The organism is Candidatus Phycorickettsia trachydisci, from assembly GCF_003015145.1.
Classification (GTDB): domain Bacteria; phylum Pseudomonadota; class Alphaproteobacteria; order Rickettsiales; family Rickettsiaceae; genus Phycorickettsia; species Phycorickettsia trachydisci.
The window spans coordinates 446,561-467,867 of record NZ_CP027845.1 but is presented as its reverse complement, the minus strand read 5'-3'; the positions used below and the strand labels follow the sequence as shown (position 1 = coordinate 467,867).

Annotated in this window: 16 protein-coding genes and 1 tRNA gene; 13 read left to right on the top strand and 4 right to left on the bottom strand. The window is 33.2% G+C overall.

The window, feature by feature from the left end; all coding sequences use genetic code 11:
* Window positions 1-52: 52 nt before the first annotated feature.
* Together phytr_RS02045 and phytr_RS02040 are read right to left on the bottom strand one after the other, a co-directional pair.
* A complete protein-coding gene (locus phytr_RS02045) occupies window positions 53-949 on the bottom strand; it encodes a site-specific tyrosine recombinase XerD (RefSeq protein ID WP_106874233.1) in 897 nt (298 codons plus the stop codon).
* Window positions 950-965: 16 nt separating this feature from the next.
* Window positions 966-1,040 (bottom strand) — tRNA-Cys (locus phytr_RS02040).
* 122 nt (window positions 1,041-1,162) lie between these two features.
* On the opposite strand from phytr_RS02040, the gene uppS reads away from it, so the two are divergent.
* From uppS to glyS, 11 genes are all read left to right on the top strand, one after another.
* Window positions 1,163-1,843 (top strand): polyprenyl diphosphate synthase, encoded by a 681-nt coding sequence (uppS, locus tag phytr_RS02035; RefSeq protein WP_106874232.1) that lies wholly within the window; start codon window positions 1,163-1,165, stop codon window positions 1,841-1,843.
* 192 nt (window positions 1,844-2,035) lie between these two features.
* Complete coding sequence (locus phytr_RS02030; protein ID WP_106874231.1) at window positions 2,036-3,115, top strand: ankyrin repeat domain-containing protein; 1,080 nt, start codon at window positions 2,036-2,038, stop codon at window positions 3,113-3,115.
* 405 nt (window positions 3,116-3,520) lie between these two features.
* Complete coding sequence (locus phytr_RS02025; RefSeq protein ID WP_338140606.1) at window positions 3,521-5,344, top strand: ankyrin repeat domain-containing protein; 1,824 nt, start codon at window positions 3,521-3,523, stop codon at window positions 5,342-5,344.
* Window positions 5,345-5,352: 8 nt separating this feature from the next.
* Window positions 5,353-6,639, top strand: a complete 1,287-nt coding sequence (locus phytr_RS02020) for an ankyrin repeat domain-containing protein (protein ID WP_106874229.1) — start codon at window positions 5,353-5,355, stop codon at window positions 6,637-6,639.
* A 112-nt stretch (window positions 6,640-6,751) separates the two neighbouring features.
* Window positions 6,752-9,454: a DNA topoisomerase (ATP-hydrolyzing) subunit A gene (gene gyrA / locus phytr_RS02015; protein WP_106874228.1), complete on the top strand. Its 2,703-nt coding sequence runs from the start codon at window positions 6,752-6,754 to the stop codon at window positions 9,452-9,454.
* Window positions 9,451-10,071, top strand: coding sequence for a lipoyl(octanoyl) transferase LipB (lipB, locus tag phytr_RS02010; protein ID WP_106874227.1), 621 nt, complete (start codon window positions 9,451-9,453; stop codon window positions 10,069-10,071). The genes gyrA and lipB overlap by 4 nt, the downstream gene beginning before the upstream one ends.
* 107 nt (window positions 10,072-10,178) lie before the next feature.
* Window positions 10,179-11,390: an ankyrin repeat domain-containing protein gene (locus phytr_RS02005; protein WP_106874226.1), complete on the top strand. Its 1,212-nt coding sequence runs from the start codon at window positions 10,179-10,181 to the stop codon at window positions 11,388-11,390.
* A gap of 142 nt (window positions 11,391-11,532) precedes the next feature.
* Window positions 11,533-12,000, top strand: a complete 468-nt coding sequence (locus phytr_RS02000) for a phasin family protein (protein WP_106874225.1) — start codon at window positions 11,533-11,535, stop codon at window positions 11,998-12,000.
* A 327-nt stretch (window positions 12,001-12,327) separates the two neighbouring features.
* A complete protein-coding gene (locus phytr_RS01995; protein ID WP_106874224.1) occupies window positions 12,328-14,166 on the top strand; it encodes an Rne/Rng family ribonuclease in 1,839 nt (612 codons plus the stop codon).
* A 1-nt stretch (window position 14,167) separates the two neighbouring features.
* Entirely contained in the window at window positions 14,168-15,034 is an 867-nt protein-coding gene (locus phytr_RS01990) for a glycine--tRNA ligase subunit alpha (RefSeq protein ID WP_106874223.1), read from the top strand.
* Window positions 15,031-16,998, top strand: a complete 1,968-nt coding sequence (gene glyS / locus phytr_RS01985) for a glycine--tRNA ligase subunit beta (protein ID WP_106874222.1) — start codon at window positions 15,031-15,033, stop codon at window positions 16,996-16,998. Before phytr_RS01990 ends, glyS begins: the two co-directional genes overlap by 4 nt.
* Here the strand turns inward: glyS and rodA are convergent.
* Both rodA and phytr_RS01975 read right to left on the bottom strand, forming a co-directional pair.
* Window positions 16,995-18,071: a rod shape-determining protein RodA gene (gene rodA / locus phytr_RS01980; protein WP_106874221.1), complete on the bottom strand. Its 1,077-nt coding sequence runs from the start codon at window positions 18,069-18,071 to the stop codon at window positions 16,995-16,997. The two genes, glyS and rodA, sit on opposite strands and share 4 nt — an antisense overlap.
* A 109-nt stretch (window positions 18,072-18,180) precedes the next feature.
* Entirely contained in the window at window positions 18,181-18,621 is a 441-nt protein-coding gene (locus phytr_RS01975; RefSeq protein ID WP_106874220.1) for a TspO/MBR family protein, read from the bottom strand.
* 140 nt (window positions 18,622-18,761) lie between these two features.
* On the opposite strand from phytr_RS01975, the gene phytr_RS01970 reads away from it, so the two are divergent.
* Both phytr_RS01970 and phytr_RS01965 read left to right on the top strand, forming a co-directional pair.
* The gene (locus phytr_RS01970; protein WP_106874219.1) at window positions 18,762-19,988 is read left to right on the top strand and encodes a glycosyltransferase family protein; all 1,227 of its coding nucleotides are present in this window, start codon (window positions 18,762-18,764) and stop codon (window positions 19,986-19,988) included.
* Entirely contained in the window at window positions 19,979-21,202 is a 1,224-nt protein-coding gene (locus tag phytr_RS01965; protein ID WP_106874218.1) for a glycosyltransferase family protein, read from the top strand. Before phytr_RS01970 ends, phytr_RS01965 begins: the two co-directional genes overlap by 10 nt.
* The last annotated feature ends 105 nt before the right edge of the window (window positions 21,203-21,307 follow it).

Here is a 21,307-nt window from a genome sequence, read left to right as displayed (position 1 = left end):
ATAGGTATTATTTTTATTATTTTGAAGAATTATATTTATAGATTATGTTAAATTAGCACTTTGCGAGGGGATGTTTTTGCATTACTTGCTCAAGTTTATTTGTGCTGACTTGGGTGTAAATTTGCGTCGTAGAAATATCGCTATGTCCCAATAAGGTTTGTATACTTCGTAAATCAGCGCCATTGTTAAGAAGATGAGTAGCAAAGCTATGACGTAAAACGTGAGGTGAAATTTTGCTACCATCAAGTCCTGCTCCATACGCCGCTCTCTTAAGACCAATAGCAAAATTTTGCCTTGTCAGGTATCCTTGTTTCGATTTAGAAGGAAATAAATAGATACTATTTTTTCCAAAATGCTCTCTACAGGCTATGTAATTGTTAAGCTTTTCTAGTGCTATATCATTGGTAATAACAGCTCGCTCCTTAGATCCTTTACCTTTGATAATAAACATATCTCGCACTTTTCCCTCTTTAAGCATTACATCAGCTAATTTTAAACTAACTAATTCACTCACTCGAAGACCGCTACAGTAAATGAGACAAATCATAGCGGTAAGCCTTATGCCTTCAGGGGAGGGGTCTTGAGCGCAGAAATCTACCAATGCTTTAATTTCATCTATAGATAATATATTTGGTAATTTAGATCTATATTTAGGTGATTCAAGCATGATTGAAGGATTAGAGGGAATTAGCTCTTCACTCATTAAAAATTGATAATAACTTTTAATAGCTGATATTTTGCGTGCTATTGATCTTGGATTTAAGTTTTGATTTTTAAGATTTGAAATAAATTGTTCAATTTCTTCCGTAGATATTAGATCTTCTTTATAGCCTTTAGTAACAAGGTAAGTATTGAAAGTCTGTAAGTCGTTTTTATATGCCAATATGGAGTTGATAGAACAACCTTTTTCAGCTAAACAATTTTCTAAAAATCGCTGCAAATAGATCATTTGGTGTACTGAATATTGGAGGCTAGGACTGGAATCGAACCAGCGAATAGAGGATTTGCAGTCCCCGGCATTACCACTTTGCTACCTAGCCCTTAGACCTTGATAAATTCTATAGTATCTTGCGAGTTTTGTCTATAGTTTTTAAAAATAGATATTCTAATTTAGCCTTTATATCTGTATAATCTAGACAGACAAATTTAAAGGATTAAAAAAATGAATCATCTAGCAATTATCATGGATGGTAATAGTAGGTGGGCTGAAAAAGTTGGATTACCGCGTTTTGCCGGTCACGAAGAAGGATCTAAAGTTGCAAAACAAGCTATAGAATATGCAGCAAAAAATAACATTAAAAATTTAAGCTTATTTGCTTTTTCTACAGAAAATTGGCAAAGACCTGAAGATGAAGTTGAATATCTATTATACCTTCTTGAGAAATATCTTGATGAAGAAGCAAAGAATTTAGCTAAAAATAAGATTAAACTATTTGTAATAGGTCGTCTTGAAAAACTAACTCACTCCCTACAAGATAAAATAAATCAAATACACCAAACGGCTGTAAATGACTCCGTGATGAATCTATATATTACATTTAGTTATGGTGGCAGGCAAGAAATTGTAGATGCTGCCAAAAAATGCTTGATCAATAAACTAAATCCGGAAGACTTAACTGAAGAAACTTTTCAAAAATTTTTATATGCCCCTAACATGCCTGATATAGATTTTGTCATCCGTACAGGTGATAGAAGACGTATTAGTAATTTTTTGCTCTGGCATATGCCCTATGCAGAAATATATTTTAGTGAGAAATATTGGCCAGAATTTTCTCAGAAAGATCTGGAATTAGCTATTAACGATTACCAAAACCGCATCCGTACTTTTGGCACACGTCTCTAGATCCTGAACTTAAAGGTAGAGATTTTCAATAAACACAAAGAAAAAATAGAGTTATCTCTTTTATCAAAACCATAACTTAACTTTTTAATTAAAACTAAATTTGATGGTAATATTATTATTAAATTTATTGATTGAGCCTAGTGAACAGTTATAGTACAATTTGGTCAACACTTATTTAAATTTGATATTATAATGGAGACCCCAAAACATCAAGAACAACTGACAGATCTGTTGAATAGGCAAGATGATCAGGGAAGAACTTTTTTATATCGGGCGATTAAAGATCATGCTAAAGATGTGCTTAGTAATGGAGGTATGTTGCGATGGTTGGTGACTTCAGAAATCAAGGACAAGGGCTTCGAAGAATTTGCGAATACTTTACTAATTCATGTAGAAAGTGGTAATTTTATAAAATTTTTACAATGTTTAATAGATGAAGGGGTAGAAGTTAATGGGAAATATAAACCTCTTGGTGGAGGAACTCCTCTGCATTTGATGGTTCAAATGGCTCCTGGTGGGGGTATATCCTTAGACATAATAAAATTTTGGCTAGAAAATGCTAAAGCGGACGTAAATGCAACAGAAGATGATGGTACTACACCCCTACATCAAGCGGGTAGGTTGGATAATATTGATGTAATGACAATCTTACTTGAAGCTGGTGCTAATGTGGGTGGTTTAAGTAGTTATTACATGTTTACTGAAGGCTCTTCTAAGGGAATTTTTGCAAATCTTTTCCCAATACCTCTTGATCCTAAGCTCCAAACCTTGTCGTTATTAATAAATTATGGGGGTATAATAGATACTCAGCGAGCTTTTAACTCTTATGCAAAAAACATAGAAGAAATATGTAATGTAAGTGATTCATTAGGGCAACATAGATCATTATATGGTGTGATACAACTACTTAAAGCTTCTATTTTTTATGAATTTCCTGAAACGGTTGATAAGCAAAAATTTTTTACTCATTTAAATAACTATATCCAAGGTATTGAAACAACTAGCTGGACACCAAAAATATCACCAGCCCATCCTTTCGAAGACTTTAAGGAATATGAAAGCCTTATACACATCCTGAAATGCGAATCCGCTACAGAGTTATTTAATACTATTAAAACTAAGTTACAAGCAAATTTGACTCAAACAGCAGCTTCTTCCTCAATTTCAGCTGAAGATAGCATTATTACTACTGATGCTTTTGTTCAAAATGAGCATCAAAAATCCGATCTTAAAACAATGGGTGAAGCTCCTGATCTTTCTGAATTAGTTTAAATTATCCATAAACCTTCTAACTTCATAGTCAAAAATCTTCATATTGGGACTTTACAGTTAAAAAACTCTTACTTACCCCTGAGAAACTTGCTATTAAATTAATACATCAAAATTTTTGATTTTTTTACTAGACTTTCATTTTTATATCCTTATGATACCTCTTTAAAATATCTCAAAAACTTAAATTAAGTTATAATAAATCTTATGATAGATTCAGGAGAAGGATAAAACTCCTTAACACTCATATATAAACTCAAAACAACGATTCTTCAGAAGATTTATTCGAAAAAGTAATAGAAATTTACGACATTCTAGATTGCATTTGATGCCCATTGGAGCAAGTAGTGGTAAATTACGGATACTTAGATGGAAAATTAAGGGAGATGATCCTGAAAACCCTGTTTAATAAAAAATTTTTATGGTTATAATATGGATGAAATAATGACGCCTTTGCATATAGCCGTTCTAAACAAAGAATATAGTGCGGCAGCTTGGCTATGCGATCAGGGCGTAAATGTGAATGCTCAAAATTATAATGGTGACACTGCGATGCACCTTGCCGCCAAGATGGATGATTGGCTAATGGTTAAATTGCTTGCTCTTAGCGGTGGCAATATTCACCTTTTTAATAAAGCGGGCCAAAATGTCGCGCAACTTGCATTCTACAAAGGATATATTGGTGTTGTCCAAAGAATTTTCGAACAAAAAGCTAATTTACAAGACGATTTTTCATACGGTCATAAATTAAGCCATATAGCAGTTAAATATGATCATATTGATCTACTTCAAAAACTTATTGAAAAAAAATATCAGATAGATGGGACCAACAATCTAAAAGAGACAGCATTACATTATGCTGCACAGAAGAATTATCTGAACACAATCACACTTCTAATAAACGCTGGGGCTAAAGTAGATAGTAAGGATATTTACAAACAAACACCTCTACATCACGCTGTTCAGCATGGTAATCTAGATGCTGTTAAAACCCTTTATCAAAAGGGTGCAGATCTTTATGCTGAAGATATAAATAATGCAAACTTAGTCCATATTGCGGCACAATATGGTAGGTTAGATATTTTAAAATGGGTCAATCAAGAACAAAAGTTAGGCATACATTACTTAGACAACGAAGAAGAATTACCCATACATTATGCTGCTCGAAATGGGGAAGTGGAAATTATAGAATATTTTCGCAACAAAAAATGCGACGTTTACGTTAAGAATTCTTATAACGAAAATCCATTATTTATAGCTGCTATAGAAGGACAAATCGATGTAGTAAAGCATTATTGTGAAAAACTAGAAGCAAGCATTAATTCTGTTAATGTAGAAGGTGATTATTTAATTCATATAGCAGCTTTTGAAGGTCATCTTCCGCTTTTAAAATACCTTATACAAAATGGGGCAGATATTAATGCGCAAAACTCTGAAGATAATACGCCTTTGCACGTAGCTATATGTTCTAAGGAATTAGAAATTATTTCTTTCCTTAAAGATAATGGTGCTAATATAAATATAAAAAATGAATACAATCAAACTGCTTTAATTTGTGCATTAGACCACGAGTTAGACCCTTCTTTATTCCTAACTCCAGAAACAGAGTTAGATTTATCAAATATAGAATTATATGAATATCTAATCCGAAATATTGATGAAATCTTATCTAGAAAGACTTTGCGAGAAAAAATATTGATAGGCATTAAAATCCTAAATGATTTTAAAGATTTAGAAGATACAACTGAAGCGAAAGAATTTACTGAAAACTTGTCAAGAAAGCTAATGTATATAATAGAAAGTTCAACAGAAAATTTTCTTGGAACTTATGTATTGCAACAGAAGATGCCTGATCTTTTAGAACGCACAATAGTCGAAATACGAGAATTAGAAGATATATTTAAAGAAGCATTAAATTTTATACCCAACCCCTCAATTGTTAAAAACGCACTAAATTATGCTAGATCAAGGATTAATAGCTATTTAGTCTCCGAAAAAGCTTCTACAAATTTATCAAAACAAGATACTGATAATTACGGAATAGATATCATGTCTAATAAATTTAAACATTTACTTAAAAATTCTGAAGAAGCAAAGCCTTGCAAGGTTCAAAAAATTTGCAATAAAGTTATTAAGAGCGACGACTTAATTCAAGAAAAATATATAGAAAGTTTTGATGATACATCAAATAATTCTCTTAAAGTGATGGGAGAAATAAGCGAAGAATCATAGATTACAGCATGCAAGAATATAACGCTAAAAAGATCTCCGAATTCGTAGATTTAAATATTTTAGATAAAATCTTTTGGGAAGAAATAGAACGAAAAAACAAACTCTCAACAAAACTGTATTATGCCGTTTGTAATGGTGATTGTACCCAGGTGCATTTATTAATTTTTCAAGGAGCAAATGTAAATACAATAGATTCTCAAGGTAATTCTTTAGTATATATTGCTGCCATGAAGGGGCGTCTTGATATCCTCAAAGTACTTATAGATCATTCTGCAAATTTTGAAGCTGTTAACGAGAAAGGCTGTAAACCTATATATGCAGCCGCTATTTGCAATCAGTTAGATACAATGAAATACCTTGTACAAACAGGAGCGGATCTAGGTCTCCATGGATATATTTTACTAAACACGGCTGTGACTAATAATGACGTTATCTTGATAGACTTATTGATTAATCGAGGTTTGAATCTGAATACTCGTGACGAATTGGGACTTAGCGCATTACATTATGCTGCTCAACACGAAAGCCTAGAGGCAATCAAGTATCTAGTTTCAAAAGATGCTGATATAAATACATCGTCAATTAATGGCTATAAACCTATAGATTATGCTATATGCTATAATAAATATCATGCTGCCATGTTATTATGTAGTTTGGGAGCTGATATAACAGGACATTCTTGGTATTTTAAAAAATATTCTGATCAAATTTCTATTTTTGGGCCTTTAGCTCAAAATCTTGCTGCAGTTTTAAATATTTACTGTACTTTTTTCCAAAGTGATCAAGATTTCAAAAACGGTTTACTAAAAAACATAATAGTCATGGTTAAACTTTTTGAGCAAGAAAGTAATTTCGATAGAATTAAAGAATGGTTAGAAGATAAAAATTTAGGTAGCTTGCAAGAACTGATAGATCAGCTGCAAGCTCTATCTAAATCTTATTGTAAGATTAAGAATAAACTTAAAGAATCGAAACTTGAAACAGATAATCAAATATACGAGGTAATGGAGAAAATTGATTTCAATACCTTATCAAATTTGCTGCAAGGATACCATCTTGAATTATTAAAAAAAGCTTCAAACTTAGGTTATATTCAAAGTATTGTTCCATCCCTATCAAGACTTGAATACATAGATGTCACTAAAAATTCAATTCTTAGCATTAAAGAATTGTCCATCGTATCTCATCTAAACATCTCAGACTTTAGTAAATTAATAGATCCATTGAATATTACAGAAGTGCACAATGATGATGTAGAAATTCGAGAAATATTAGGTTCTATAAATTTAGACTAATGAGAACAAAGTCTTTAACTTCAAAACAATCCTAAAAAAGACGGTTCAATTATTAGATTCTTTAGTATATAGTTATATTATTATAAATTTTGACCTTTAAGATTTAGAAATTATGTCAGCTGTTTTGCAAGAGATTACTTTAGATATTCCAATTGAGGATGAAATGAAAAGATCTTACTTAGATTATGCTATGAGCGTAATCGTAAGTAGGGCCCTTCCAGATGTTCGTGACGGTCTTAAACCCGTACACCGTAGGATCTTATACTCAATGTATGAGTCGGGTTATTATTACAATAAACAACATCGTAAATCAGCTAGGATTGTTGGTGATGTAATGGGTAAGTACCATCCTCATGGTGATATGGCTATCTATGACTCTTTAGTTAGAATGGCACAAAATTTTGCAATGCGCATACCCTTAATTGATGGTCAGGGGAATTTTGGTTCGATTGACGGCGACTCAGCCGCTGCGATGCGTTATACGGAATCTAAATTAACTAAGATATCCCATACACTTCTTAACGATATAGATAAAAATACAGTCGACTTTCAGCCTAACTATGATGCAACCGAATCAGAACCTCAGGTTCTTCCTGCGGCGTTTCCCAACCTTTTGGTTAATGGATCTGGTGGTATTGCTGTTGGTATGGCTACCAATATTCCACCGCATAATCTGTGTGAGATTATAGATGCATGCATTGCTTACATAGATAATAACGAAATTACCATAGATGAATTGATGGAAATCATACAAGGCCCTGATTTCCCTACTGCTGCAACCATTGTGGGACGTAGCGCCATTAAATCTGCTTATCACACCGGTAAAGGCATTATTTATATTCGTGGTAAAGCTTCTATCGAAGACCTAGATAAGAGACAAGCGATCATTATCGAAGAAATACCTTATGCAGTTAATAAGGCTAAGATGATCGAAAAAATTGCCGAATTAGTTAATACTCAAAAGATACAAGGTATAAGCAACATTCGCGATGAATCAGATCGTACTGGCATAAGAGTTGTTGTTGAGATTAAAAAAGATTTTGCAGCTTCAGTAATACTGAACCAAATTTATTCATATACACCTTTGCAAGTATCTTTTGGTATTAACATGGTCGCCCTGGATCAAGGGATACCAAAACTGATGAACCTTAAACAAATTATTCAAAGCTTTGTTGATTTCAGGGAGGAAGTACTACGCAAAAGAAGTATTTACCTTTTAAATCAAGCTCGAGATAAAGCTAATATTTTATTTGCTTTGAGAATTGCTATAAGCAATATTGATGAAATTATTGCAATCATCAAAGGATCAAATGATACAGCAGAAGCTCGTGATAAATTACTTGCCAAAACCTGGAACATAGAAGATTTAGGAAATCTTACAGATCTTCTTGGAACATTAGGTGACACAAGAGAGATTAGTCCACAATACAGGTTTTCGGAAGAGCAAGTAAGGGCAATTCTTGATATGCGTCTTCACAAGCTTACAAGTTTAGAACACTCTAAAATCGAGGCTGACTTTTTAAAATTAATGAGTGAGATTAAGTACTTGCTTAGCTTGCTTGAGTCAAGAGAATTATTGTTAGGCGTGATGAAGGATGATTTACGAGAAATTCGCGAAGAATTTGGAACTCCAAGACTAACGCAAATTGAAGATGGAGAAATGTCTGACCAAGATATTGAGGATTTGATGCAAAAAGAGGATATGGTAGTTATTTGCACTCTTGGTGGCTACATTAAAAGAGTACCATTAAATAGTTACCGTAATCAAAAAAGAGGAGGAAAGGGGAGAAATACTTTATCTGGAGAGGATATTGCAACCCAAGTTTTTGTTGGAACAACACATACACCCGTACTTTTCTTCTCCACCTCTGGCAAGGTATATAGCTTAAAACTTTACAAAATACCATTAGGAAGCCCCCAAAGTAAGGGTAGGGCTCTTGTAAATCTATTTCCTGATTTAAAACCAGGTGAGACTATTAATAATATTTTGCTGCTACCTGAGAATGTAGCAGAATTAGAGAATTTGAATTTAATTTTCGCAACAGCATCAGGTTGTGTACGTCGTAGCTCTTTAGATGATTTCAAACGTATCGCATCAAACGGTAAAATTGCCATTAGACTTGAAGAAGATGATAGCTTAGTTGAAGTTAGCTTATGCAAATCTGATATGCACATTTTAATAAGTACTAAAATGGGCCAATCTATTAGGTTTGCCGTAAGTGATTTGCGCGTATTCAAAAGTCGTACATCTGACGGCGTGCGGGCTATTAAGCTTAAACCTAAAGACCGAGTGATTAGCATGACAATCTTGAAGGGAGCTAATTACCCATTACTTGAACGTGATTCATATTTAAGCATACCTTATGCAACAAGACTAAAAATCAAAGGAGATCCAGAATATAACCTGAAGAAAATTGAAGAAACTTCTTCTTTAACTAAAGAGCAAATTACAGAAATGGCTCAAAACGAAGAAGTGATCTTTTCTATTACAAGTAAAGGATTTGGTAAATGTAGTTCTGCTTATGAGTACCGTGTTACTGCTCGTGGAGGTAGCGGTGTGAGTAACATGAACACATCTAATAAAACTGGTCATTTAGTTACTGTAGTCCCAATTACAGGTCATAATGACGAGGTAATTTTAGTCACAAATACTGGTAAATTAATACGCTTTAACATAGACTCAATCAGGGTGACAGGTCGTAACACTAGCGGCGTTATACTATTTAGAACAGCAGGCTCAGATGAAGAAATTGTATCAGCTGCGTTGATCGCTGATAACAATAACGATGAAGATGAGGCAGAAGATGCTGAATGATAGAATTTATCACACTACCTCAATATATCGACTACAATGAATCTATAAGTATCATGATGGATAAGGTCCAAGATGTCCTTATCCATCATGATAAAATTTATGTTCTTTTAATAGAATATTCTGATTTATATACCTTGGGCACCTCAGCGTCTGATAAAGATTTATTGGATGTAAAAGATGCGCAGATTTACAAAGCAGCCAGAGGAGGGCAGGTAACTTATCATGGTTCTGGCCAAAGGGTTGTATACCCAATCTTGCACTTATCGCACTTTAATAAAGATATCAAAAAATATATAAATTTCCTAGGCAGGGTATTAATTGACAGCCTTAATGAGCTAGGCATTGAAACATACCTTTCTGATCAAAACATAGGTATTTGGACTAAAACGACAAATGAAAAGGTAGCATCTATCGGTATTAAAGTAAGTAAATGGGTAGCCCATTACGGCATTGCTATTAACATTTCTACTGATTTAAGCAAATTTTCTAAAATCATCCCATGCGGCATCAATCATCCACACCAAACATCTCTCCATAATTTTGGCATTCAAATTTCCTTACCTGAATTCGATCAAATTTTTCAATCAAGATTTAAAAATAATTTTATTTTATACTAATAAGTTTACAACTATTATAATAAATTATACTTCAATTTAGAGACTAGATAAAAATATTGAGTGTAAATACTGTAAACTAGTGGTATTTCACTTTATTAGATAATTTTATGACTGATTTAGATAAGGAATTATGGACAGCTGTATCTAGAGAGGATAAAAATTTGTTCGAGGAGTTAATCGAACGCGGTGCTGATGTTCATGCACGGAATCAAAATGGCGCAACACTTTTACATTATGCGCTAACACTCCACAAGGATGCGGATATGATAGACTTTTTAATCAATAAAGGTTTGGATGCAACAGCGCAAGACCATCATTCAAATACTTCTCTAGATTATTTATTTGCAAATTTTAAATACTATCCTAATCCGTATAAAACTATGTGGAAATTAATAGAAGCGGGATGTGATATGAATTTACTTAACACTCGAGGTAGAACTTCTTTCGAATTAGCGCTGTTATACAATAATTATCACAACATTCATACTGATGAAGGAAAAGAAAAACGAGACCTTGAAAAAGTAGTATTTATAGATAAATTAATTGATCATGGAGCTGACGTTACAGGTTTAGATGATGATGGTTACGTGATTACAAGACAAAAACTTTTCCTAAGAAAGTTTGATCGAGACACCTATTTGAATTTATTAAGTAGAGGAGCAATTTTCCCGTCTGAGCAAACTATTAATTATCGCGCGGAGTTTATAGATGAAGAATTGGTAACTTGCACTTTAAGTGATGAAAAAAAATATACAGGAATCAAAGCTCTCAGAAAAGCCATTGATAACTCAAAGACACTTGATCCTAAGGTTAAAGAAAAAGCTCTAAAAGAAATTGATAAAACTTTAGCAGAACTCAAAAATCCAGCATTTAATGCTTTAGTAACAAAAATTAGAGCAGGGTTTGATAATGAAAAAGTGGAAACTAGATATAGACAAATCGCAAAAGATATGTCTTCAGATTATCCTGAAGTTACTTTATTGAAAGACTGTGGTGAGGGTAGAATAAAATCTGGAGTTGAATTTGATTCAGAATTTTTAGGATCTGCTATAAATGCGCAAAAAGAATCATATCATCCAATACTTGAAAATACTGAAATTGTTACAAAAATTAGTCCTTATCTTAATGCGCTAGAGTTAAAAGCATTACGTACTGCTTTAAAATCTAAAACAACTATTAAAAAATATAATCCAAAAGAGATTAAAAAGATATTTGATACTTTAAGTGCCTCAATCGATGAGTCAGCTAATCCAAATAAGTTTGCCGATAAGATATCACAACAAAATAAAAACCATTTCAAAGGAGGGAAGGGATATTAAATTAAGTTATTTATAAATTCAAAGTTTCATAAAAGCAACAGTTAGATATAAATTTATCTTTTTATGATGTGTTTTCAAGCCTCTAGCAAAGTGCAAAGCTATAATATTAAATAGATTGTTAACCTTAAATTAGTTACTCAAAATGACAAACAATTTTTTCCAAGAATCTTTTCAAATGTTTACAGATCCTTCCGCATATACTAACTGGATGCAAAATTTTTCCAAGTTTGATTGGGCCAGTTGGACTAAAAGCTTACAAGATCATAATACAAGAGCTTTTTCTCAGTTTAATCCTGAAATTTTAGAACAATTTCAAGAAATGACAAGAAATAATGCTGCTTTCATGCAAAAAAATATAGTCACTTATCTTGAAAATGTGAAGAAAAATATGTCCGCATCAAGTATGGATGAAGTAGTGGCCAACCAGCATAAGTTAGTAAAAGAGTTATCCATTAACCATACGGAACACTTAAAAGATAACTTGCAGAACGTTATGCAATTAACGACCCACGTTTCAAACGAGGCGCTTGCTAAATTTGCACAAGAATTGCAAAACTATCTGAACAAAAATGCTCCTGAAGGTAAATCTTGTAGCAGTAAAAAATGCTAACCTTCAATTAATCCTAAGCTTACAAAATTATTATGTTTTGTAAGCTTTCCTACCCTCTTCTAATATATCCTTCAAAAGCCTCACTAAGGATATAAATATAATTTGCTATATAAGGGTAATTCGGTTATAAAATGTAAGAAGAACAAAATTGAGAGAAAATTTTTGTTTTAATGATATGACCTTATTTATCTCAACTACCTTTTGTAGTATGTCGTAGCATTATTACAAAAATGATTATCTTATAAACTCCACGCTTCAAAGTGGTTGTGACCAGCATGTTCAAAAAATAACAATTTAAGATATTAGCTTTTAAAAAAGCAAAAGATTATGAAAAAAACAATATTAGTAGATGCAAGATACCCCCGTCATATGCGGGCCGCGTTAATTGATGAAAACAAATCAATAGAAGAGTTTGAGTGGGAAATGCCAGAGCCTCAGATTAGAGGTAATATATACTTAGCCAAGGTTTCAAGAATCGAACCGGCATTGCAAGCAGTGTTTATCACATATGAAAACGGCAAAAGCGGTTTTATGCCATTTTCCGAAATTCATCCAGACCTCTTTATACTTCCAGAAAATAAGGAATCAGCAGCTCAGCATGAGATACCCTTACCACAACCTTCTGAAAATATAGAAACTTCAGATCAAACGGAAGAAAATTTGTCTAACGATATAGACATAGAGGAACTGGAGAAAAAAGCTTTTGATGACAACTCGATAAAGATTGATTTCGAAACACTAAATGATGAGATAGAGAGTGTCAGGGAGCGTTATCAAAATATGTACAAAAAATATAAAGTACAGGATGTTATCGAAAAAGATCAGATACTTTTAGTACAAGCAATTAAAGAGCCTAAGGGAAATAAAGCAGCTTTCTTTAGCACGTTTATATCTCTTGCTGGAAAATTTTGTGTGTTAATGGCAAATACACCAGAACACCATGGAATATCAAGAAGAATAGTTAATTCAGAGGAGAGAAAAAGGCTCAAAGATATTATACATACAATACTTGAAGAAGTTGACGATCAAAGATTCAGCCTAACAATAAGGACGGCTGGGGTTGATCGTTCATTGGAAGAAATAAGGAAAGACTATGAGTACTTAGCAAGGATGTGGAATAAAATTAATCAGACTGTAGCTAAGTCAAAAGCTCCATGTATAGTACACACAGAGGAATGTATGATTTCAAAAATTATACGTGATATGTTTGATGACCGTGTACAAGAGCTGATCATTGAAGGACACAAACATTATAAACAAGCTTTATACTTCTTTGAGCAAATTTTACCTTCTGCTGCCTCAAAAATTATTGAACATAAATCAAATGAGCCTATATTCAGTGCCTATGAAATAGAAGAGCAGGTAATGGGGCTATACCAACCAATTGTCCCTCTGCCATCCGGTGGATATATTGTAATCAATCCAACAGAAGCCCTTACCTCTATTGACGTAAATTCTGGTAAATCAATCAACGAAAAAAACATAGAAGAGACAGCTTTAAAAACAAACATTGAAGCGGCAAAAATTGTTGCAAAGCATTTGAGATTACGCGAAATCTCTGGATTAATCGTAGTTGATTTTATTGATATGCAAGAGTCTAAAAATCGTAGAATTATAGAGCAAGTCTTCAAAGAAGCTTTAAGTAGAGATAGAGCTAGAATGCAGGTAAATAGTATTAGTAATTTGGGATTAATGGAGTTATCTCGTCAAAGACTAAAGCCAAGCTTTTTAGAGTCTCATAGCTCTATGTGTAAGTATTGTAGTGGAAAAGGCTTGGTAAGATCTCAAGAGGCAAATTCTATAGTAATGCTTCGTACAATTGCAAAAGAATTGTCAAACGAAGGAGCTGATGTAGTAAACATCTTTGCTCATATTGACTCAATTTCTTATATATTTAATAAAAAGCGCAAAGAAATTGAATTTTTGGAAAATCAGTTTGGTGTGGATTTAAATCTACATGAAGATCATAATGCAACCGCCGAAAGCTTTGCTATAGAAAAAATATCCTATAAAGCTAAGAAGGCTCCAAAGCTTGAGGTTATAACAGATAACGAAGAGCCTGCAAAAACGGAAGAAGAGACAAAAGAAAAGCCTATGCGTAAGAGACGCAGCAATTTCAAAAGTCGCCCTAAAAGGAAAGTAAACCAAACGGCTTCAGGAGGGTAAAATGACTTTATCGTTCCAGCAGATTATTTCTCGTCTGCAAGAGTTTTGGGCAAAGCAGGGTTGCGTTTTATTGCAAGGCTATGACATGGAAGTCGGAGCCGGTACTTTTCATCCTGCAACAACTTTAAAAGCTCTTGATTCAAAACCTTGGAGAGCCGCTTTTGTACAACCCTCAAGACGTCCTGCAGATAGTCGTTTTGGCGATCATCCAAATAGATGGCAGCGGTATTATCAATTTCAGGTTATACTTAAACCTTCTCCGGATAATATACAAGATCTGTATTTACAGAGTTTAAAAGTTCTGGGCATAGACTATAAAGTACATGATATTCGTTTTGTTGAAGATGACTGGGAATCTCCGACTCTAGGAGCTTGGGGCCTTGGTTGGGAAGTGTGGTGTAATGGGATGGAAATAACCCAATTTACGTATTTTCAAGGCGTTGGAGGTTTGCCTTGTAGCTCAGTATCTGGTGAAATTACATATGGATTAGAAAGGCTTGCTCTCTACATTCAGGAAAAAAATCACTTCAAAGAATTAATTTGGAATGATGACCCTAAGAATCCTATGACATATGGCGATGTTTATGCCGCTAATGAAAGACAAGCATCTGACTATAACCTTTACCACGGAGATATAGGAATGCTGCTTCGACATTTTGATGATTACGAGGAAGAAGCATTTAAGATGCTTAAAGTGCCACTCCCTTTGGTAGCATATGAATTTTGTCTTAAAACAAGTCATATTTTTAATTTATTAGACTCACGAGGGGCTCTTAGTACAACTCAAAGAGCGGCCTATATTGCCCGCGTACGAAATATTGCTAAAATGTGCTGCCAGGCTTATTTAGATTCACAAAATAATTTATGAGTTCCTTATTATTTGAGTTATATTCCGAAGAAATCCCTGCTTTAATGCAGGAAAGAGCTTTAAGTAATTTATTAAATGCCTTTAAGCAGGTTTGTAACAAATATAATATTACCTTTAAAGAAGAAGAGGGAGCAGTAGGGCCTTGTAGAATGAGCTTATATTTTAATGGCCTTGAAGTAGAATTAGTTGAAACTAAATTACGCGGCCCAAGCTTAGACTCTGGCCCTGAAATTTTGAATAGATTTTACAGCAAACATCACGTTAAAGCTAACGACCTGACAATAGAAGAAGAGAGGGGAAAAAAGTACTACTATCTTAGCAAAAAGAATGATAGTAGCTTGGAAGATATTTTATTATCGGAAATACCTAAAATATTAAGTAGCTTTTCATGGCCAAAATCAATGAGATGGGGAGATTATCAAATTAGCTGGATCAGACCTTTAAAAAATATTTTATGTTTACTTGATGGAAAAGTGCTTCCAGTTAAGTATGGCCATCTAACAGCCAATAATTTAACTTTCGGTCATAAGTTTTTTGCTCCTGAATCTCTTAAAATTACTTCTTGGGATGATTATCAAGTCCAATTGTTAAAGAAACATGTTATTATCTCGAATCGTAAAGATTTGATAAAAAGGCAGCTTACAGAAATATGCCAAAAAAATGAGCTTGTTTTGAATGAAGATGAAAAATTGATTGAAGAAATATCTGGATTGACCGAATATGCTACAATGTTGTTAGGAGAAATTGCTCCAGAGTTCATGAGCTTGCCGTCTGAATTACTTACCTTATGTCTTAGAGTTCATCAACGGTATTTTACTTGTCAAAATCTTGATGGCAGCCTAGCAAATAAGTTTATTTTTGCATCAAACCTACCTATAAAAGATTTCACAGAAGTTATAGAAGGGAATAAAAGAGTTCTAGCAGCAAGGCTTAGTGATGCATTATATTTCTACAATAGAGATTTAAAAGAAGATCTTGAGTCTAAATTTACTGATTTAAGTAACGTTGTCTTTCACTTAAAACTTGGCAATATGCAAGAAAAAGTGTTGCGTATTGAAAAGATATCTAAATTTTTAAGACCTCTTGATAAAGATTTGCACTTAGCTGCAAGACTTTGTAAATGTGACCTATTAACTGAAGCTGTAAAAGAGTTCCCAGAGCTTCAAGGAGTTATGTCTAAATATTATGCTCCAAATACTCAAGTAGGAGAGATTATTGCTGCACATTATAGCCCAAAAGGAGCAAATGATAAAATTCCCGAGCTACAAGCTAGTATTTTGAGCATTGCAGATAAAATAGATACTTTAGTAGGACTTTTGATAGCTGGAGAGAAGGTAACGAGTTCAAAGGATCCATATGGAATCAGACGCAATGCTATTAGTATCTTACGCATCATTTTAGAACACAATCTCGAAGTTAATCTAAAAGAACTAATTCAGTTTACTTTAGACCTTTACGATAACGTTGAATTTAATAAATTTGAAGCTTTAGACTCAATTCAAAACTTTATTTTAGATAAATTTGATAGTCTGCTTGAACAAAAACATAGCTCACAAATCGTGCGCCTCGTGATTAAAAATGATTTAAGCAACGTGATATCTTTACGAAATCAAGTTGCAGAATTAGAGGCAATTTATCAAACAGAAGATTTTGCAAGCATTGTGGCTGCCTATAAAAGACTTTATAACATTACGGATAAAAAAGCTGAAAGTGGTAAAATAGATGCTCAAATCTTTGAAACTGAGTATGAGAGAGAGCTTTATATGGGATTGCTCAATGTAAAATTATCAACCATGCAAGCTTCTATAGATGAACTTTTAAAACTCGTGCCTCAAATTAATAATTTACTAGATAATGTCCTAATTAATGATCAAGACAAGCGATTAGCTCAGAATAGAATCAATCTGGTTATGCAAACTCAAAGCTTATTTGATAAGGTATTACATTTTAAATCCCTAATTTAAAAACGAGAATCTTTGTTTTCGTAAGCATTCATCACAAGTCCCATAGAAATCAATGTAGAAGCCATAATACTTCCACCATAAGAAATAAAGGGTAGAGGTATTCCCACAACGGGCATTAGTCCCACCACCATTGCTATATTGATAAAAAAGTGAAAAAATAGGTTACTTGCAACGCCCTGACATATTAATTTCAAGAACACGCTCCGGCACTTTATTGAGGCGCTTGTGATACATGCTAAAAGTAAGCAAAAAATAGTAATCACAATTATACATCCCGTAAATCCAAATTCTTCACCTAGTAATGCAAAAATAAAGTCAGTTTGATGTTCTGGCAAAAAATCTAGATGAGTTTGGGTACCTTTTAAAAATCCCACTCCCAAAAATCCACCGGATCCTATAGCAATTTGCGATTGTATAATGTTATATCCGCTACCCAGTGGATCGGCATTTGGATTTAAAAATATAGTAATGCGTTGCTTTTGGTAATCATGCAAAAAATTCCATGCAATAGGGCAGCTAATTACTACAAAAAAAAGCGTTACAATAACCTTATTGACGTTTATTCCGCTAACAAAAAAAACCGTCGCAGCGGAAGCTAAGACTAAAATTCCCGTACCAAGGTCTGGCTGTTTGATAATTAATAGAGCAGGGAAGAGAGTACCTATAGCTGGTAATATTAAATGCTTCCATTCACATACTTCCTTTAATCTACAGTCATGAAAGTATCGAGCAAGCATTAAAATAATTGATATTTTACAAAGTTCAGAAGGTTGAAACCTGAATCTTGCAATCTCAAGCCATCTAGTAGCACCCATAGCGCTATATCCTAGAACTTCTACTCCAATAAGCAATAAACATGATATGAAGTATATAGGATATGCGAAATTATAGAGCGTTATAACTCTTAATTTTGATATTCCAAAAGCTATAGGAATAAATATGCAAAATAATATCAGCTGCTTATACCACCAACGTACCAGTACTCCGTCTGCAGCAGAATATAGCAAGCTTATACCAATGGCGCTAAGAGCAATTATGAGAAAAGTAAGTAATTGAGGAAGTCGTATTAGCATTATTCCTTTTTATCATACTAAATAAAGGATATAAATAGCGGCTTCTACAATTTTTTAATTTTGATATATTTTTACCTATGCATATGGATAAAAGAGATAAACATATATTTTATGCATTTAACATATAAATTTGATAGTTCAAAGTTCCCGCGAAGCTGATCCACAAAAAATAAGGAGTAAGTAACAAGCGTATGGATTGATTACTTTGATAAATTAAAGCTAACAAGTTAATCCAAAGAAGTGCGATATCTAGAAGAGCTAGGTCGATTCTATGATAACGAAAAAACATAGGAGACCATAATAAGTTTAACATCAATTGAAAGATAAATAGACCTACATTTTTTGTATTCCAAACCTTAGCAAGCGCTATGCCTATCATTATGTAAAGTATTGTCCACACTGGTCCAAAAATCCATGAAGGAGGCTGAAAGCTAGGTTTAATTAAATTTTGATACCATTCTGAATTACCACTACCAGATATGTAACCCGATAACATACCTAAAGCCAAACAATAAATACTGCCTAAAATTTCATATTTAAATTTTTGCATACTAACCCTTTTAACAAATATCCTTATATTATGTTACTTTAATACAACGCTACTTCCAAATATTTAAAATATTTCAGCCAGCTTCACAAAAATTTAAACCTAATTATTATTATTATCACGTATATACTTATCCAAGTTACATGAAATACTCCAAAATCATAACGCGTAAAACATCCTTATGGCTTTTACTTGCAACGATCATACTACTTACAGGTAGCCTAATTAAAGATCACTTTGACTACGTTACTTTAGAAAAACTATTTGCAGATGTGACCAAAATTCCTGGAGATAGCTGGGATGAGCAATACAAAGACGTGAAAATTAAAGATAAATACAAAGTTGTTTACATTCCAACAGTTGGAGGGGAACATAGCGCTGCAAAATACTTTCAACATGCTGCTGAAAAGATTGGCTGGGAAGTAAAAATTTATCCTATGACCATACAAGGCAAGGAAGACGAAATAATATCTTTTAATCCAGATTTTATTATTGGGACATTCTTAAATACTACAGACAGAGGATTTTTAGATACGCTTCTTCAATATAAAAAATATTATTGGATATCTATGCCCATTAAGTCTAGGATTAAAAAGAGCTTGGATACTGTTTTAAAAACTGATGCTAGATTATGGTACATAGTATATTCTGGTGCTGGAATGTTATCTTGTCCAGAAGAAGAAATTGGCCTTTATAAAATTATGTGGAACAAACTTAATAAACCATTTTATGGTATTAAATTTCTACCTTTACCACCCTCCAATGACTATGAACCAGCTGAGCCTAAGAGAGTTTTTTGGGGAGGTGTTAGTGGAGATGGGTTTAGATTCTCACAAAGATATAAAAGTTTCATTACATTACTTAGTCAAAAAGTACCAATTAAAGTATATGGGCCTCGTTATACTTATCACTTTTTAGAATCTAAATTGTATGGAGGATATATTCCCCCCGGACTTGAAAATATCGAGGCTATAAGAAAAAATGGCATTTACTTAGTTAGCCATCAAAAGGCGCATTTTGATGGAAATGTCCCAAGTATGAAACCATTCGAAGCAGCAGCTGCAAACGTGATCACTATATCCGATATGCATCCATTTGTGATGAAGCATTTTGGGGATAGTATGCTTTATTTTGATCATAATGCATCACCTGAAGAAATGTATAGGCAAGTCGAAAAACATGTAAGTTGGATTTTGGAAAATCCTGATAGGGCTAAAGAAATGGCAAATAGAGCTCACCAAATCTTTTTGGAAAAATTTACAGTCGATCAAGATCTAATTCGAATTGCAAAAATGCACGAATATATATTGACACAAGAGAAGCAAATGAATCTAGAATATCCTTTTTCGTATGGAGATGTATGCAATTAAATAGATTATTTTCTAAAAAGATATCCCTGTGGGTTTTATGGATTATCATTGTACTAGGGATATATATTATAGTTCAAGATTACCTTAACAACTTAAGAGAAAAAAAAATATTTGAAGATTCGGCGAAAATTCCAGTCGAGTTTTGGGACGAAAAATATAAAGATATGCCTATTAAGGACTATTATAAAGTAGTTTATGTAGTTTATAATGGGGGAGAATACAGCGCTGCAAAGTATTTTCAATATGCAGCTCAAAAAAAAGGTTGGGAGATTAAACTTTATTACCAATCTATTGTAGGCAAAGAAAACGAAATTCTAAATTTTGATCCTGATTTTATAATCTTCCCATTACTCACCTATACAGAGGGCGTAGATAGCCGTATTAAAACACACAGATCTAAAAAGTACTATTGGATTCCTATGCCTTTAGAATTGATAAGAAAGTTTGAAGGAGTTGATAAAAAAGACTTGTTAAAACCTCAAGGTTGGTTCAAGCATTGGTTATCTTTTGCTGACGGATTAATTATAACTAATGTGCGCCAAGTTGATATATATAGGCAAATATCCAATCTATTAGGTAAACCATTTAACGCTGTAAGTATGCTACCAGCACCACCAGCAAATAATTATACAGTGGCAGAACCAAAAAAAATTATTTGGCCCGAAGCTGGTTGGGATCAATTTCGTTCATCTAAAAAATATAAACGTTTTATATCGCTTCTAAGTCAAAATGTCCCAATGCGTGTATATGGCCATTATAAAAACTTACTTTATTTACCTGCGGGCATATATGGGGGATATATCCCTCATGGATTAGACAATATAACAGCAATAAGAAAAAATGGTATTTATTTACTTACACATAGTAAAGAGCATTTTGAAAGTAATTTTCCTAGTATGAGACCTTTCGAAGCAGCAGCTAGCAACGTCATTACTATATCCGATATGCATCCTTTCATCATAGAACATTTTGGAGACAGCATGTTATATTTCGACCAGAATGCTTCAGCAGAAGAAATGTATACACAAGTCAAGAAACATGTAGATTGGATTTTAGCAAATCCTGATAAAGCCAAAGAAAAAGCAAAACTTGCTCATAAGATTTTCTTAGAAAAATTTACTGTCGACAAAGACTTAATTCGTATCGCCAAGATGCATGAATATATCCTGAAGCAAGAAAAAAACATGAGTCTTGACTATAACTTAGTTTATTAAAAGCCTTCAAAGTCTTTTTTCAGCCCTAAAAAAATTATTGCTTAATAGAGAATAGATATATATATTAAATAAATACAGTTTCTTGATTGTGATTCTGATATATTG